Raw genomic sequence first — 17,489 nt, forward strand, 5'->3', positions numbered from 1 at the left:
CAAGTTATGCGGTATCGAGGCTTATACGCCGGTGGACAACGTATCCGAGCTGACCGCAAGAACCAATGACGAAGGATGGGACACGGTGTTTGCTGCCTGGCTACAGACCAGCAGGGCAAGTCAGAATGACGCCGTGTTCGTGTTTTCGGTCGGGGGTGGCAATGCCGAGAAAAACGTCAGCACAAATATTGTTGCCGGCTTGAAAGAGGCGAAAGCGCGAGGCATGAAAATTTTCGGCGTAGTGGGACGCGACGGGGGCTATACGAAACACGTGGGTGATCACGTGATCGTGATACCCACCATCGATGCCTCGCGGGTGACCCCTCATACCGAGGCATTCCAGGCGGTGGTTTGGCACTGTATTGTCTCTCACCCGGCGTTACAGCAGAGGGCAACGAAGTGGTAAGGACATTGACTCCGTGGTAATGGCCATGACGAGACAGGCGGTATTTCTCGATCGGGACGGCGTAATAAATCGGACTATCGTCAAGGACGGTAAGTCTTATCCGCCGGCGTTAATCGAGGATCTCGAAATCCTGCCGGGTGTTAGGGAGGCTATCGCCGATTTGCATCAAGCCGGCTTTTTAATCGTGGTTGTTACCAACCAGCCTGATGTCGCCACCGGCATTCAGCCCCTGGAAATCGTGGAAGCAATGCACAGGAAGTTACGGGAAATGTTGCTCATTGACGACATCAAGACTTGTTATCACATCGAAGCTGACGGCTGTGCTTGCCGCAAACCCAAACCGGGTATGCTGCTGGATGCGGCACGCGAACATAGCATCGATCTTACCCGCAGTTACTTGGTGGGTGACCGTTGGCGCGACATCAGCGCCGGTAAGGCTGCCGGCTGCTTTACATTTTTTATCGATTATGGCTACAAGGAACGTTCCGTGGACGCGCCAGACATGGTGGTGCATTCCCTTGCCGAAGCGCGTCAGGTTATTCTCACCCAAGTCCCCAACGCTTTAATGGAGTTCTCCCCCACCACAGCACTTTAAAGGAGTAAAGTCATGGCCTCCATTTCGAACCTGAAAGTGAAGATCTTCGCCGACGGTGCCGATTTCAACGGGATCAAGGAGATGTATTCGAATCCCCTTATCAAGGGTTTTACAACCAACCCGACCCTGATGCGCAAGGCCGGGGTGCAAGATTACAAGGCGTTCGCTCGCAAGGTGCTGGAGTCTGTGCCAGACCGGCCGATATCGTTCGAAGTGTTTGCCGACGAATTCGACGGAATGGAGTGGCAGGCAATGGAGATCGCCTCCTGGGGTGACAATGTCAATGTCAAAATTCCTGTCACGAATACGCGTGGGGAGTTTGCCGGTCCACTGATCAAGCGGCTGTCGAAAGCGGGGGTCAAGGTGAATGTAACGGCCATGATGACGCTCGATCAGGTGCGCCAGGTTACCGAGTGTTTGGCGCCTGAGACTCCAGCGATAATTTCCGTGTTTGCCGGCCGCATTGCCGATACCGGGCGCGATCCGGTACCGTTGATGGCGCAAGCCGTAAAAATCATGAAGGCAAGACCTAAGGCGGAGCTGATCTGGGCCAGTCCACGCGAGTTGCTCAACATTTTCCAAGCGGATTCGATTGGCTGCCATATCATTACCGTAACCAATGATGTCCTGAAAAAGTTGTCTTTAGTCGGGAAAGACTTGAGTTCCTACTCGCTTGAAACGGTCGACATGTTTTACAGAGATGCCGCTGCCGCGAAATACACGATCGAAACTTTTGTAACGGCTGACGTCTGAGGCGGCTTTGATATTTTATTCATTGAGTTTTTAGAAAGGGGATCATAAGGTGCTTAAGAATATCCTGATCACGGGAGGGGCTGGCTATGTTGGATGTGTACTGACACCGCAGCTTCTCAATGCGGGTTACAACATAACGGTCTATGACACATTCTGGTACGAGAACTATCTGCCGAAACATCCGAACCTCAAGCTGATCGAAGGTGATATCCGGGATACGGGGAAGCTTGCCGCCGCTTTTAAGGATATCGAGGGGGTTATCTCGCTTGCCTGTATTTCGAACGACGCCAGTTTCGAGCTCGATGAGAAACTGAGCACCAGCGTCAACCTCGACGCATTCGAACCGATGGTGATGGCCGCGAAGAAAGCGGGGGTCAAGCGCTTCATCTATTGCTCCTCGAGTTCCGTCTACGGCGTGTCGGACAAACCGGACGTCACCGAAGACCATCCACTGGTTCCGCTGTCACTCTACAACAAATACAAAGGCATGTGCGAGCCACTGCTGTGGAAACACCAGGGATCCGGATTTACCTGTGTGACCATCCGTCCCGCGACAGTTTGCGGCTACAGCCCACGCACCCGTCTCGATTTGTCGGTAAACATCCTGACTAACCACGCGATCAACAATAATAAGATCACGGTATTCGGGGGAACCCAGTTACGTCCTAATCTCCACATTCAGGATATGTGCGATCTCTATGAGCTGTTGCTCGAGCTGCCCGATGAGAAGATCGCCGGCCAGACGTTCAATGCCGGGTATCAGAATCTCAGCATCATGGAAATCGCCAAGATCGTCCGCAAAGTGGTCAAGGAAGAGTTTCCCGAAAAAGGCGAGATTGAGATCGTCACCACCCCGACTGACGACATACGTTCGTATCATATCAATTCCGACAAGATTGCCCGCGTGATCGGTTTCCGACCGAAGTATACGATCGAGGACGCGGTTCGCGGCCTGTGCAAGGCATTCAAAGCGGGCAAGTTGCCGAACAGCTTGACCGACGACATTTATTTCAACGTCAAGCGTATGAAGCGGTTCGGCATCAAATGAGTAATAAGCCTGTAGCCGTCGTCACCGGAGGCGCAGGCTTCATCGGCAGTCACATGGCCGATAACCTCCTCGCACATGGCTACAAGGTCCGTGTCGTGGATAACCTGGTATGCGGACGCGAAAGCAATCTCGCTCACATCGCCGGCAATCCCGATTTCCGCTTCGAGCGCGCGGATGTGCGGGACCTCAACCCCGGTCATAAGTTGTTCGATGGGGCGAGCCATGTGTTCCATTTTGCCGGTATCGGCGATATCGTGCCCTCGATAGAGCAGCCGATGGAGTACATGTCAGCGAACGTGCAGGGCACGGTGCACGTGCTGGAATGTGCGCGGCATGCCAAAGTGGCCAAGCTGGTCTACGCGGCTTCTTCATCTTGTTATGGGCTTGCCGCGACCCCGACGCGCGAAGACCACCCGATCGCACCCCAGTATCCGTATGCACTCAGCAAGTATATGGGTGAGCAGGCCTGCTTTCATTGGCATAAGGTCTACGGTTTGCCAGTCAACTCCATCCGCATTTTCAATGCCTACGGTACCCGCGTGCGTACTACGGGGGCGTACGGCGCGGTGTTCGGCGTGTTCTTCAAGCAGAAACTGGCGGGCAAGCCGTACACGGTGGTGGGCGATGGTACGCAAAAGCGCGACTTTCTATATGTGACCGACGTAGCGGAAGCTTTTCGCCTTGCGGCCGAGACCGACAAGAGCGGCGAGATCTGGAATCTCGGCGCCGGTAGCCCGCAATCGGTCAACCGTTTGATCGAGCTGCTCGGCGGCGATAAAGTATACATTCCCAAGCGTCCCGGTGAGCCGGATTGCACGTGGGCGGATATCGCGAAAATCTCCCGGGATCTGAATTGGCGGTTGCGGGTTCCTTTCGAGGAAGGCGTGGCCCGGATGTTGAAGGACATTGAAGTATGGCGCGACGCGCCGTTATGGGATCCGGAGTCGATCGCCAAGGCGACCAGTACCTGGTTTCAATATCTAGGGAAGAGCTGAATAAAATGCTGTCTTCGCTGATGCAGAAGTACCGGCACAAGATCAAGACTGTCGACGAGCTGATCCAGATCATCGGTCTGCGCCCCCGCAAGAAGAAAGTCATCCTGTGTCATGGCGTGTTCGATGTGGTGCACCCCGGTCATTTGCGACATTTAATCTACGCCAAGAGCAAGGCGAAAATCCTGGTAACGAGCCTCACCGCCGATGTACATATTAGCAAGGGGCATCACCGCCCACACGTGCCGCAGAATTTGCGCGCCCTCAACCTGGCGGCGTTCGAAATAGTCGATTACGTGGTTATCGACACCGAAGCAACACCGCTTAAGAATCTCGCCAGCCTGCAGCCGGATTTCTTCGCCAAGGGCTATGAGTACACCTCGAACGGGGTACCGGCGAAGACCCAGGATGAGGCCGATATCTTGCGTTCCTATGGCGGTGAGATCATTTTTACCCCCGGTGACATCGTTTATTCGTCGAGCAAGCTGATCGAACTCGCTCCGCCCGCCATTAAGCCCGAGAAGCTCTTGACGGTGATGGATTCGGAGGAAATAACGTTTGACACTTTGCGTGACGCGCTGGAAAAACTGAGGGGCAAGCGGGTGCATGTCGTTGGTGACACCATCGTTGACAGCTATACCCAGACCACGATGATCGGCGGCCAAACCAAGACGCCGACCATGAGTGTGCTCTATGAGGGACGAAAGGACTACATTGGCGGGGCCGCGATCGTTGCCGAACATCTCCGTGCCGCCGGTGCGGAGGTCGTGTTCTCGACGGTGCTAGGTGACGATGCGCTCAGGGATTTCGTGCTGAACGGTTTGGCCAAGTCGGGTGTGGACTGCCGACCGGTTATTGATGCCACTCGCCCTACGACCAACAAGAACGCCTTCATCGCCGGCGGTTACCGGCTGCTCAAGCTGGATACGTTGGATAACCGTTCCATCTCCGACGAAATCGTTGCGAAACTGTGCGGCGCGATCGCCGAAATGCCAGCCGACGCTGTTGTCTTCAGCGATTTCCGTCACGGTGTTTTCAACCGCCGCACAATTCCCAAGCTAATTTCTGCGATCCCGCAAGGCGCATACAAGGTTGCTGACAGCCAGGTGGCGAGCCGTTGGGGTAACATCACGGACTTCAAGAAGTTTGATCTCATTACACCCAATGAGCGCGAGGCCAGGTTCGCGCTGGGCGATCAGGACACGGGCATTCGCCCACTCGCATCCGCGCTGTACGATGCGGCGCAATGCAAGACGCTGATCCTAAAACTCGGCGAGCGCGGAGTACTGACCTGCCGCGGCGGCGACCATCGTTCTCTTGATTCCTTCATTGTCATCGACAGCTTTGTCGAACAGGCGGTGGATGCAGTCGGAGCTGGGGACGCGTTGCTGGCGTATGCGACGCTGTCAAAGTTAGCGACCGGTTCCGACGCCGTGGCGACCATTCTCGGATCGATGGCGGCGGCGTGCGAGTGCGAACACGACGGCAACATACCGATCACACCCGACGACGTGCGTCGCAAGATTGATGTCGCCGAGCGCCAAGTGAATTACAATTGAACTGAGTGCACGATGCGCATCATCGTTGTCGGCCTCGGGATCCAGGGATATAAACGCCGCAATTACGCCGGGGAGGATTTCGTCGCGGCTGTGGATCCAGTGAACCCGGAAGCGCAGTACAAGAGGGTCGAGGATGTGCCGCTCACAAGCTACGACGCCGCCCTGGTGTGTATACCCGACGAACCCAAGATAGAGGTTCTCTTCTACCTCCTCGACAACGCCAAGCATGTGCTGGTCGAAAAGCCCCTGTGGGCCGCGAACGACTCGAAGATCGGGGAACTCGAAACTCTGGCCCGCGCCAAGCGGGTCGTTTGTTACACGGCGTACAACCATCGCTTTGAACCGCATTATGTACGCATGCGCGAGCTGATACGGTCTGGCAAACTCGGCCGGATCTACCGCTGTCGCATGTATTATGGCAATGGCACTGCGCGGCTCGTGCGTGATTCGGCGTGGCGCGACCAAGGGGCGGGCGTGCTGCCGGATCTCGGCTCGCACCTGCTGGACACGGTGAGGTTCTGGTTCGGCAATCTCGGCGACGATTTCGAGGTGATATCCTCGAATAGTTACGAAAACAGCGCCCCTGATCACGTGGTAATCATGTCACAACGCTGCGTGCCCTCGCTCGAATTCGAGATGACTCTGCTGTCGTGGCGCAATCATTTCACCTGCGACATATTTGCCGAGAAAGGCACAGCGCATATTAGCTCACTGTGCAAATGGGGACCGACGTCGTTCACCCATCGCTGGCGCATTCTGCCATCCGGCAGACCGCCGGAAGAGACGGTGACGTTGACGCAAGACGATCCGACCTGGGCGCTTGAATATGCTCACTTCAAGGATTTGTGTGAGAGCAGTCAACCGGCCGACTTGTCGAATGATTTGTGGCTCAATCGCCTGCTGCGCAGGCTAGGCGAGGCGGCGATGAAGGAAGCTGTGCGATGACCAAACCGGTGGTCGGGTTTGCCGGAATGACCCATCTCGGCATCAATTCTGCCGCTGCCTGCGCCGGCCGCGGTTTCCGCACGGTGTGCTATGACCCGGACCGACAACTCGTCGCTCAGCTTGAATCGGGGAAGTTGCCGGTGGTCGAGCTGGGCTTGCCTGAACTTATGAGGAAATGCTCTGGTTTACTTAGTTATTCCGCCGAGCTGGAAAGCTTGTCTGCATGTGACCAAGTCTATATTGCAGCCGATGTGCCCACTGATGATCGAGGCAGAAGCGATCTCGCGGGCATACAAAGATTGATTGATGACGTCATCAGCCACCTCGGAGAGCGCGCATCGCTGGTGGTGTTGTGCCAGGTTCCGCCTGGCTTCACGCGGACGCTGCCGTTGCCGAGGGACAGGCTGTATTATCAGGTCGAGACCTTGGTGTTCGGTCGCGCGGTCGAGCGCGCCCTGCATCCGGAACGTATCATCGTCGGCTGCGCCGACCCAGCAAGCGATCTACCTCTCTCGTATCGGGAATTTCTCTCGGCTTTCAATTGCCCGGTCTTGCCGATGCGCTACGAGAGCGCGGAGCTTGCCAAGATCGCGATCAATTGTTGTCTTGTGGCATCGGTGACGGTCGCCAACACACTGGCGGAATTGAGCGAACGCATCGGCGCCGATTGGCACGAGATTGCTCCGGCGTTACGGCTCGACAAGCGTATCGGGCAACACGCTTATCTCACGCCCGGTCTGGGTCTTGCCGGTGGCAACCTGGAGCGCGACCTCGCCACTGTAACAAGACTGGCAGAAGCGACCGGCAGCGAGATCGGGCTGATTCGTGCGTTTGTGCACAACAGCTCCCACCGCCGAGACTGGGTATTGCGGACCCTGCATCAGGAGGTGTTCTCGCAAGCGCCGGACGCGGTGCTTGCCGTGCTCGGCCTCGCTTATAAGGAGAACACACACTCCACCAAAAACTCTCCCTCGTTGGCATTGATCAAGCACCTTGCCGCATGGCCATTGCGGCTGTACGACCCGGTGGTGCCGGCAACTGCAGCCCTACACCGGCGGGTGACCGCTTGCGGCTCCGGGCTGGACGCGGCAAGCGGTGCGGATGCGCTGGTCATCATGACGCCGTGGCCTCAATTCCGTGAGCTGTCGGTAACGGCGTTGGCGCGCTCGATGAAAGGGCGTGCCGTGATCGATCCCTATCGTGTGTTGGAAGCCGCAGCGGTGACGGCTGCCGGCCTCGAGTATTTTACCATCGGTGTGCCACCATCACGTGGCACAACCGGTAACGACGCCCATGCTTGAACACTTGAACACCCATCCCGTCAAACCCACTCGCGCAGTAATCATCGGCGCGGGGGGATTTGTTGGTGGAGCGATCTATAAGAAGCTTGCTGCCAACGGGGCCAACACTTTGGCCTTGACCCGCAAACAGCTCGATCTCCTGAGCGACGGTGCGGTCGAAAAGTTGGCGAATTTTCTGCAGCCACAGGATAGTGTGGTGATGGTTTCGGCGATTGCGCCAGTCAAGACGGTGTCGATGCTGATGCAGAATTTGAGGATGGCGGAAGCAGTCTGTGCGGCACTGACTACCAATCCCATTTCGCATCTCGTTTATATCAGTTCCGACGCCGTGTATGCGGACGATGCCAATCCGGTCAACGAAAGCTCGTACACTGCTCCATCCACGCTGCACGGCATGATGCACGCAGCGCGTGAGCTGATGCTACGCGGCTCAACAGCGGCACCGGTTGCCATGCTGCGTCCGACACTGATCTACGGCGCGAACGATCCGCACAATGGTTATGGCCCCAACCGTTTCCGGCGGCAGGCCGAAAAGGGCGAGCCGGTTACCATCTTCGGTGAAGGCGAGGAGCGGCGCGATCACATACTGGTCGACGATGTCGCAGCTCTGGTCGAACTCATCCTTGCACATCGCAGCCGCGGCGCGCTGAATGCGGTTACCGGCGTATCGACTTCTTTCGGCGACATCGCGCACATGGTGGCCGCGCAGTTCGGCAACCGGGTTCCGGTGAAAAACGTACCTCGCCCGGGGCCGCGCCCGCACTTACTGCATCGTTTTTTCGACATCACCGATTCTCTGAAGGCTTTTCCAAACTTTCGCTACACGAGACTGGCGGACGGGCTCGAAATCGCCAAGCGCGGTAGCTGAAGAAAATACCGATGCCTGAAGTCAATTTACTAGCGCGACTGCCAAAGGCCAAGCGCAACATTCAGAAGCGCCATGAGGCCCAAACGGCCGAGAATGTTTCTATCGCTCGCCAGTATGGTGAGCAATACTTCGACGGTCCACGTGAGGTCGGTTACGGTGGTTATCGCTACGACGGGCGTTGGTTACTGATCGCCGAGGACATTATCCGGCATTTCAAGCTCAAGCCAGGGGACCGGGTGCTGGATGTTGGTTGTGCCAAGGGTTTTTTGGTGAAGGATTTGATGAAAGTGTGCCCTAGGCTCGAGGTATTTGGGCTGGACATCTCGGAGTACGCACTCATGCATTGCGAATCTGAAGTCGTGGGCCGCTTGCATCTGGGCAGCGCCGATAAGCTGCCCTTTCCGGACAACAGCTTCAGCGCGGTGATTTCGATCAATACCATACACAACTTCGACAGAGAAGGCGCAATTCGCGCGGTTCGGGAGGTTCAGCGCCTCGCGCCCGGTCGTGGTTTCATACAGGTCGATTCGTATTATACTCCCGAGCAGCGTGACCTGTTTTCGAAATGGGTGCTGACCGCCAAGTTTCATGATTATCCACCAGGATGGCTGCAGGTCTTCAAGGAGGCGCGATATACGGGAGACTGGTATTGGACTGTTCTGGAAGAATGACTGCTATGCACAATTAATCATGATATCTCACCTATATCGGGAGGCTTGATGAAAACCTATGCAATACTTGGCGCCGGCGGTTCCTTCGGGATTCACACCGCATTTTACCTGCTCGACCATGCTGATCCGAAGAAGGTGATTGGCATAGGACGTAATCCGTTACGCCCAGAACCGTTCTCGCTGAACGTTGAAAAACGCAAGAACTACAGGTATCACGCCTATCATATTACTTACGAGATGGATTCGGTTCTCGAGTTGCTCGACAAGGAGAAGCCGCAAGTCATCATCAATTATGCGGCGCAAGGTGAGGGCGCCGTGTCGTGGAAGAAGTCATGGCGTTTCTTTGAGACCAATTCGATGGCGCTAGCCAAATTGAGCGAGGAATTGATGTCGCGAGATTATCTGGAGCGCTTTATTCAGATAGGCACGTCCGAGCTCTACGGTTCTGTTGATGTCGCTGCAAAGGAAACGGCACCTATCCAGCCGACCAGCCCTTATGCTGCATCAAAAGCGGCGTTTGACATGTACTTGATCTCCGTTCACCGGTTTCAGAAATTCCCGATGAATATCATTCGTCCTTCCAATGCCTATTGCCCGGGACAGCTCCTGCACCGCGTGATACCAAAGTCGGTGATCTGCGGGCTGACTGGCCGTAAGTTGCCTTTGCAGGGTGGCGGCAAGGCGGAGAAATCGTTTATTCATGCGCGCGATTTGGCGCGGGCGATCCACTTGGTCGTGGAAAAGGCGCCACTGGGCACGGTTTACAATGCGGGGCCCAAAGAGCCAACCTCTATCCGCCGTGTGGTCGAGTTAACCGCCGACGCACTCGGCGTTCCATTCGAGCAGCTCTGCGCGATCACCGAGGACAGGCTGGGGCAGGATTCCCGTTATTGGATAGATTCCGCCGCGATCAAGCGCGATGTGGGTTGGGAAGCGCAAATCGGTTGGGAGGAGGGTTTGCGGGAGATGGTCGACTGGGGACGCAAGTATCTCGACCAATTGCGTGATTGGCCGATGGATTACGTGTTGCGCGCCTGATTCGTCTGCGGCGTAATAAGTTGGAATCCCCTCTATTCCTGACCGCAGTCGGGCGGTTGCAACCAGCCAACGCTGTCGCGGCTATCCTGATATTGGAGGACGGGCGCTACGTCATGCAGCTGCGAGACTCAGTGCCTCATATTTTCTTCCCGGACCATTGGGGTTGCTTCGGGGGCGCTGTTGATGACGGGGAAGAGCCACAGCAAACTTTACGCCGAGAGTTGCGTGAAGAACTCGAGTTTATGCTCACTGAAGCACGTGAGTTCACGCGCTTCGACTTCGATTTCGGATTTTTCGGTCAGAAGGCGGTGTTCCGCATCTATTATGAGGTGCTGGTCAGCGCCACGGCTTATTCTCGGTTCGTGCTGCACGAAGGAGCCCAGTTTCGCGCTTTTTCCGCGACCGAAATCCTGTCACAACCATACGTCACGCCCTACGATGCTTTTGCCATCTGGATACATTACAAACGAGAATTGTTCCAGCGGTGAAGTTTGCACAGCGATCTACTAGAAGAACAGTTGGCAATCCTTTGAATCCTTTGTAGTAATAGTCATGCCAGCACACGGCTAAAGGTACCATGAGAAATGGTTCGCAAGCGTTGATACTGATAACGTCTTCGTCAACTATTTAAGACGCCCTGTCTCTTCTACGCGAAGACCCATTTAATGAAGGAAAACGATTAGCCAATGCGAGCAGTAAAGCGATGGAGGCAGCAGGAGGCGGAGCTAGTCGGGCGGCGTCCGCAGCCCCTTCCGTTTTTCTCCGTCACGATCGTCAATTTCAACGGTGGCTCGCTGCTCACCGAGTCGGTGCGCTCGGTGCTGGCCTCGAGTGTCGCGGTGGAGCTCCTAGTTGCCGATAACGGTTCCACGGACGGCAGCCTTGAACTATTGCGGCGATCAGTTGGAAGTGATGCGCGTCTGCACATCATCGAGAACCACCGTAATCTCGGTTTCGCCCATGCCTGCAATCTCCTGCTCACGCAGGCGCGCGGCGATTATCTTCTGGTACTCAATCCGGATGCGCTAATTCAACCAGACACCTTGGAGCGTATGGCGAAGGCACTGCAGACGCGCCCCGATGCGGGCATGGCGGGTTGCCTCATCCGCAACCCCGATGGTTCCGAGCAGGCGGGTTGCCGGCGTGCGGTACCCACACCATGGCGAAGTCTTGTGCGCGTGCTGTACCTACATCGGCTCTTTCCACATCACCCGTATTTTCGTGGCTTCGTGCTCACGCGCAAGCCGCTGCCCTCCAGCCCGGTCCCGGTCGAGGCGATCTCCGGCGCATTCATGTTGGTGCGGCGGGAGGCACTGGAGCAGGTCGGGCCCTTGGATGAGGGTTACTTCATGCATTGCGAGGATCTCGACTGGTGCATGCGTTTTCGCCAAGCCGGTTGGCAGATTCTGTTTGTGCCGGATGTGGAAGTCGTGCACTACAAGGGGACATGCAGCCAGGGGCGGCCAATCTTCGTCGAGTGGCACAAACACAAAGGGATGGTGCGTTTTTATCGCAAGTTTTTTCGACATCAGTATCCGCTGCCGTTGATGGCGCTGGTCGCGGTCGCCGTGTGGACGCGCTTCGGGCTGCACGTTGCGCGTGCATTGATACAGCGTATGCTACCTGAGGTTGTGCGCGTGGAGACCGAGACGACGCTCGCTGCGAAGCTGGCGGCGGCCTCATACCGGCCGGTCCAGCTTCACACCCACCCACCCGTGCGGCCTGTTGATGCTGTCATACCGGTTACTGCTGGCACTGCACACAGTGATTGTGCCACTGCCACCTCCTACGGTCTGAGTTCTCCGCTTCCTAAAATTTCATCGCACGCGTCTGGTGAGACTGACCGACCCGCTGTGCTTGTCACGGGCGCAACGGGTTTCATCGGCCGGCGACTGGTCGAGGCGCTGCGCGAACGCAACAAGGTGGTGCATGCGCTCGTGCGCCATGGTTCGCGCGCCCGGCGTACCACATGGTCTGCGAACACAGTGATTGAGCGCCATGGTGATCTTGATCGGCCGCAGACTCTCGACGGTATGTGCGCAGGAGTGGATACGGTTTTTCATCTTGCTGGTTATAGCGGTCCCGAATCGGATGGCGCAACGGAGGACGGGCACTGGCAAGTGACAGTAGAGGGGACCCGCGTCTTGCTCGCGCAGGCGAGTAAGGCGGGTGTTCGGCGTTTTGTGTTCGTGAGCAGCGTCAAGGCGATGGGAGAAGTTGGTGAGTTCTGTCTGGACGAATCAAGCCCCACCGCGCCTGTATCTTCTTATGGCCGTGCCAAGCTGGAGGCTGAAAGGCTGGTGCTGGAAGCGGGCAAGCAGCATGGCATGCTCGTCTGCAACCTGCGTCTTCCTCTGGTGTATGGCCGTGATAACCGGGGCAATATATGGCGCATGATCGCAGCCATTGACCGCGGCCGGTTCCCGCCGTTGCCGGAGACCGGCAACAGGCGCTCCATGCTGCATGTCGATGATGTTATTCAAGCCCTACGGCTTGCCGCGGAGAATTCAGCCGCGCATGGGCAGACCTATATTGTCACCGACGATCAGGTCTATTCCACCTATCAAATTTATGTTGCTGTATGCAAGGCACTGGGACGCCCGGTACCACGATGGACCATCCCTATCGGTCTGCTGCGCACGATGGCAAAAATAGGCGATGTAATCGGAAAAATTCGCGGCGGGAGTTTCGTATTCGATTCCGGGGTCTTGGATAAATTAACAGGTTCGGCCTGCTACAGCTGCGAGAAAATCAAGATGGAACTTGGTTATCGGCCTACGCGGTCTTTGGAGGACGGGCTGCGCGAAATGGTGGATGAATATAAAAGGACTGAAAGGCCATGAGCATTTTGTTGGCAGCGGCGGCCTTTCTGATTTCATTGTTGCTGACGCAGCGCTTTTGTGATCCGACGTCGCGCTTTCATATCCTGGATCAGCCCAACGATCGTTCCTTGCACACGCATCCAACTCCACGCAGCGGCGGACTTGCGATCTTGTCGGCGGTCTATGTGTGCGGAATTGCCACTATTTATTGGCTTGGCCAGTCTCCGACTTTCGCCTATGGGTGGATAGGGGGGGCGAGCCTTCTTGTCGCAGGTGTTTCCTATATCGATGATCGCTTAACACTACCGTCGGGCTTGCGTTTTATCGTCCACACGTTAGCCGCGGTACTCATGGTATATGGCGGCTTTGTCATCAGCTACCTGGAATTTCCCGGGCTGGAGCTGTCCTTACCGTACTGGATCGGTGTCAGCTTCACGTTGCTGTTTATCGTGTGGATGCTGAATCTTTATAACTTCATGGACGGTATGGACGGGTTTGCCGGTGGCATGGCGGTGTTTGGATTTGGAACTTTTGCCGTCATGGGCTGGACAGCCGGGCAGGATGCATTTCTGGCCGTCAGCCTGATCATCGCGGCCGCTTCCGCGGGATTCCTTTTTTTCAATTTTCCACCGGCGCGCATCTTCATGGGCGATGTCGGCTCCTCCACGCTCGGCCTTCTGGCGGCGACGCTTTCCCTGTGGGGCGCCAGGGACGGCATCTTCCCTTTCTGGATCGCGCTTCTCGTGTTCTCGCCTTTCATCGTTGATGCCACGGTCACGCTTTTTCGGCGTCTTCTGCGGGGAGATAAAATCTGGCAGGCGCACAAGTCCCATTTTTACCAACGCCTGGTGCAGGCGGGGTGGGGTCATCGCAAAACAGTGTTGTTCGAATATGCCATTATGCTTGGGTGTGCCGTAACGTCTCTGTGGAGTTTGCGCGCGCCCGCTCAAATTCAGCTCGCCGCGTTTTCCGGCTGGGCCGTGGCGTATCTTCTGTTTTTTTTCTGGGTCGGACGGCTTGCAGTCCGGGGGAATAAGGCGGAAACTCTTTAGGGTTACTTGTCTATAATGAATATTGTTTCAAGGAACGGAAAATAGCGGAATGCAGCAAGGATGAAAGAAATTCTCTGGTACTTCCGCTCACGCGCCGCCGCCTTCGCGCATGACGTGGCGATGATTCCCATCGCCTGGTTCGGCGCCTACTGGCTGCGTTTCAATCTCGAACCGATTCCCGAAGGTTTTTTCAATCAGGCGCTGATATTACTCCCGGTAGTGTGGAGCGTGCAGGGCGGAATGTTCTGGTATTTCGGACTCTACCGGGGCATCTGGCGGTTTGCCTCGATCCCGGACCTGGTGCGCATTATCAAGGCCGTTGCGGCCGGGGTGGTCATGGCCGCGGCAGTCAGCTTCATTCTCACCCGCCTGCAAAGCGTTCCCCGTTCGGTTTTTATTCTGGATGGCATCCTGCTCGTGTTGTTGCTGGGAGGGCCCAGGTTTGTCTATCGCTGGTTCAAGGATCGACATCTGCACCGTTCGGCCCATGCCTCCAGTCTTTATGCGAATGACGAAATCAAGAACGCGCTGATAGTCGGTGCCGGCAAGGCCGGGGAAATGCTGGTGCGTGATCTGCTCCGCGAACAGAGCGGTCCTTACTATCCGGTCGCTTTTGTCGATGATAATACCGGCAAAACCGGCAAGGAAATCCATGGCATTCCCGTTACGGGAACCTGTGACGCGATTCCCGGCATCGTCACGAAACTGGGGATCGATCTGATTATTATCGCCCTGCCTTCGGCTACGTCACGTCAGATCCGGCGCATTGTCGAGATTTGCGAAACCACAAATCTGCCTTTCCGCATCCTGCCGCAGCTGCAGGACCTGGTCAGCGGCCGGGCGAGTCTCAAGGATTTGCGCGATGTAAAAATCGAGGACCTGCTGGGGAGGGAGCCGGTCAGCCTCGACTGGCGCTCCATCACCGACGCGACGCACGGCAAGACAATTCTCGTCACCGGCGGCGGCGGCTCCATCGGCGCCGAGCTTTGCCGTCAAATCGCCCGGCTCAAGCCGGGGAAACTCGTCATTTTGGAACGCAGTGAATTCAACCTGTACAACATTGATCTTGAGTTGCGGCGCGATATACCGGACCTGTCCCTCGTCAGCCTGCTGGGCGATACCAACGATATCGTGCAGGTGGAAAATATATTGCGCAATTATTCGCCTACCGTGATTTACCACGCTGCCGCCTACAAACATGTCCCGATTCTCGAGGACCAGATGCGCGCTGCCGTAACCAATAATATATTAGGCACGCGCGTGGTCGCCGATCTCGCTGATAAATATGGATGCGAGTCGTTCGTGATGGTGTCCACCGACAAGGCGGTCAATCCCGCCAATGTCATGGGCGCCAGCAAACGTGTCGCCGAAATGTACTGCCAGGGTTTGAATGCCAGATCCAAGACACGCTTCATCACCGTGCGGTTTGGCAATGTCCTCGGTTCTTCAGGAAGCGTTATCCCGTTGTTTCAGCAACAGATTGCGCAGGGAGGCCCTATCACGGTGACCCATCCCGATATTTCCCGCTACTTCATGACCATTCCCGAGGCCTGCCAGCTGATTCTGCAGGCGGGCGTTATCGGCAGAGGGGGTGAGATATTCGTGCTCGACATGGGCGAACCGGTTAAAATATCGTATCTGGCCGAGCAGCTGATACGGCTGTCAGGCAAAACCCCGGGGGAGGACATCGAGATTGTCTACACCGGGTTGCGCCCCGGTGAAAAGCTTTACGAAGAACTCTTCCATGACGCGGAAAAACTGGCGGAGACCAGTCATCCCAAGATCCTGCTGGCCCAGTGTCGTCAGATGGATAAGGAGCTTCTGGAGAAGACCTTTGATGCCATGCAGCGTGCGTGCAACCAGGGTGACGAGTCTGTATTAAGGAATATGCTGATTGAGCTGGTGCCGGAACATACCGGACTGGCGGTTTTGGCCACTGAAAAAGACAAGAGTGCGGTAATTTATCCCTGGAAACAGACAAAATCGCCGTGAGAGACAAATAACCGTTTCACACTAAATCATTTTCCTTTCTCTAGCGGGTAACAACATCCATGAAGTTGACGATTATCGGTACGGGCTATGTCGGCCTGGTAACGGGCGCATGTTTTGCGGAAATGGGCAATACCGTTACGTGCGTGGACATCGACAAGAACAAAATCGAAGGGCTCAAGAAAGGGATATTGCCTATCTACGAACCGGGCCTTGAATCCGTTGTCGCGAACAATTACAAAAACGGCCGATTGAGTTTTTGTACGTCGCTAACCGATCCCATCGCCGAATCCGACGTATATTTCATAGCCGTCGGTACGCCACCCGGCGAGGATGGCTCGGCCGATCTGCAATATGTATTGGCAGTGGCTCGAGACATTGGACGGCACATCAATGGTTATACCATCGTTGTCGATAAGTCCACGGTTCCGGTAGGCACGGCGGACAAGGTCAGGGAAGCCATTCGCGAGGAATTAGGCAAGCGTGCGGCGAACATCCCCTTTGATGTCGTGAGTAACCCGGAGTTTCTCAAGGAAGGCGCCGCGGTGGAGGATTTCATGCGCCCGGATCGCGTCGTGATCGGCACGGACAGCGAAAAGGTGCACAAGGTCATGCGTGATATTTATCTTCCGTTTATGCACGCTCACGAACGCCTGCTTTTCATGGGTGTGCGTGACGCCGAGATGACCAAGTATGCCGGCAACGCCATGCTGGCAACCAAGATTTCGTTCATGAATGAAATCGCGAACCTTTGCGAGCGCATGGACGTGGACGTGGAAAACGTCCGGCAAGGCATCGGTTCGGACTCACGCATCGGTTATTCATTTATCTATCCCGGTGCCGGATACGGCGGCTCGTGTTTCCCCAAGGACGTGAAAGCCTTGATCCGCATGGCCAAGGACCACGACTATGAACCAAAAGTAATGAACGCCGTGGAGGCCAGGAACGAGGCGCAGAAGCACGTGCTGTTCGCGAAAATCGGTCGCCGCTTCGGCGTCAATCTGAAGGGAATGACGTTCGGTCTCTGGGGATTGGCCTTCAAGCCCGGGACGGATGACATGCGCGAGGCGTCCTCGGTTGTCCTGTTAAGCGAACTTATCGGCGCGGGTGCCGCGATCAAGGCCTATGACCCGGTCGCCATGCCGGCCGCCAAGCGCGAATTTCCCCGCGCCTGGTTTGACAGCGGCCAGCTGAAATTGGCGGATGAGCAATACGGCGCGCTCGATGGCGCCGACGCTTTGATCCTGATCACGGAATGGAAACCTTTCCGTCACCCGGATTTCGGTCGCATCAAGAAAATCATGAAAAAGCCGATTATTTTCGACGGACGGAACCAGTACGATCCTGTATTCCTGCGCGAGGCCGGATTTGAATACAGCGGCATAGGGCGTTGAGCGACAGTCTGTATCGAGTACTATAATTAGCGGCATTCCATCCCGAAGTGGTGGCT

Annotated in this window: 16 protein-coding genes; all 16 read left to right on the forward strand. The window is 56.1% G+C overall.

Going from position 1 to position 17,489, the window contains the following annotated elements; genetic code table 11:
• On the forward strand, positions 1-406 hold a 406-nt coding region (locus ACC569_RS06960; RefSeq protein ID WP_372522782.1), incomplete at its 5' end, for a sugar isomerase.
• 19 nt (positions 407-425) lie between these two features.
• On the forward strand, positions 426-1,001 hold the full coding sequence (locus ACC569_RS06965; RefSeq protein WP_372522808.1) for a D-glycero-alpha-D-manno-heptose-1,7-bisphosphate 7-phosphatase: 576 nt from the start codon (positions 426-428) through the stop codon (positions 999-1,001).
• A gap of 12 nt (positions 1,002-1,013) precedes the next feature.
• Complete coding sequence (locus tag ACC569_RS06970; RefSeq protein ID WP_372522783.1) at positions 1,014-1,754, forward strand: transaldolase; 741 nt, start codon at positions 1,014-1,016, stop codon at positions 1,752-1,754.
• A 49-nt stretch (positions 1,755-1,803) separates the two neighbouring features.
• A complete protein-coding gene (locus ACC569_RS06975) occupies positions 1,804-2,802 on the forward strand; it encodes an NAD-dependent epimerase/dehydratase family protein (RefSeq protein WP_372522784.1) in 999 nt (332 codons plus the stop codon).
• Positions 2,799-3,797, forward strand: a complete 999-nt coding sequence (locus ACC569_RS06980) for an NAD-dependent epimerase/dehydratase family protein (protein WP_372522785.1) — start codon at positions 2,799-2,801, stop codon at positions 3,795-3,797. The genes ACC569_RS06975 and ACC569_RS06980 overlap by 4 nt, the downstream gene beginning before the upstream one ends.
• 5 nt (positions 3,798-3,802) lie before the next feature.
• On the forward strand, positions 3,803-5,353 hold the full coding sequence (locus ACC569_RS06985; RefSeq protein WP_372522809.1) for a PfkB family carbohydrate kinase: 1,551 nt from the start codon (positions 3,803-3,805) through the stop codon (positions 5,351-5,353).
• Between the two features lie 12 nt (positions 5,354-5,365).
• Entirely contained in the window at positions 5,366-6,298 is a 933-nt protein-coding gene (locus tag ACC569_RS06990) for a Gfo/Idh/MocA family protein (protein WP_372522786.1), read from the forward strand.
• Positions 6,295-7,599 (forward strand): nucleotide sugar dehydrogenase, encoded by a 1,305-nt coding sequence (locus tag ACC569_RS06995; protein ID WP_372522787.1) that lies wholly within the window; start codon positions 6,295-6,297, stop codon positions 7,597-7,599. The genes ACC569_RS06990 and ACC569_RS06995 overlap by 4 nt, the downstream gene beginning before the upstream one ends.
• The gene (locus ACC569_RS07000) at positions 7,592-8,467 is read left to right on the forward strand and encodes an NAD-dependent epimerase/dehydratase family protein (RefSeq protein WP_372522788.1); all 876 of its coding nucleotides are present in this window, start codon (positions 7,592-7,594) and stop codon (positions 8,465-8,467) included. The genes ACC569_RS06995 and ACC569_RS07000 overlap by 8 nt, the downstream gene beginning before the upstream one ends.
• Before the next feature lie 11 nt (positions 8,468-8,478).
• A complete protein-coding gene (locus ACC569_RS07005; RefSeq protein ID WP_372522789.1) occupies positions 8,479-9,138 on the forward strand; it encodes a class I SAM-dependent methyltransferase in 660 nt (219 codons plus the stop codon).
• A gap of 48 nt (positions 9,139-9,186) precedes the next feature.
• The gene (locus ACC569_RS07010) at positions 9,187-10,176 is read left to right on the forward strand and encodes a GDP-mannose 4,6-dehydratase (protein ID WP_372522790.1); all 990 of its coding nucleotides are present in this window, start codon (positions 9,187-9,189) and stop codon (positions 10,174-10,176) included.
• Positions 10,146-10,664, forward strand: coding sequence for an NUDIX domain-containing protein (locus ACC569_RS07015; protein ID WP_372522791.1), 519 nt, complete (start codon positions 10,146-10,148; stop codon positions 10,662-10,664). Before ACC569_RS07010 ends, ACC569_RS07015 begins: the two co-directional genes overlap by 31 nt.
• 198 nt (positions 10,665-10,862) lie before the next feature.
• Positions 10,863-13,019, forward strand: a complete 2,157-nt coding sequence (locus ACC569_RS07020; RefSeq protein WP_372522792.1) for an NAD-dependent epimerase/dehydratase family protein — start codon at positions 10,863-10,865, stop codon at positions 13,017-13,019.
• Complete coding sequence (locus tag ACC569_RS07025) at positions 13,016-14,050, forward strand: glycosyltransferase family 4 protein (protein ID WP_372522793.1); 1,035 nt, start codon at positions 13,016-13,018, stop codon at positions 14,048-14,050. Before ACC569_RS07020 ends, ACC569_RS07025 begins: the two co-directional genes overlap by 4 nt.
• Before the next feature lie 60 nt (positions 14,051-14,110).
• Positions 14,111-16,042 (forward strand): polysaccharide biosynthesis protein, encoded by a 1,932-nt coding sequence (locus tag ACC569_RS07030; RefSeq protein ID WP_372522794.1) that lies wholly within the window; start codon positions 14,111-14,113, stop codon positions 16,040-16,042.
• A gap of 59 nt (positions 16,043-16,101) precedes the next feature.
• A complete protein-coding gene (locus ACC569_RS07035; RefSeq protein WP_372522795.1) occupies positions 16,102-17,433 on the forward strand; it encodes a UDP-glucose/GDP-mannose dehydrogenase family protein in 1,332 nt (443 codons plus the stop codon).
• Positions 17,434-17,489 lie beyond the last annotated feature (56 nt).

Source organism: Sulfuricaulis sp. (assembly GCF_041499725.1).
Taxonomy (GTDB): Bacteria; Pseudomonadota; Gammaproteobacteria; order Acidiferrobacterales; family Sulfurifustaceae; genus Sulfuricaulis.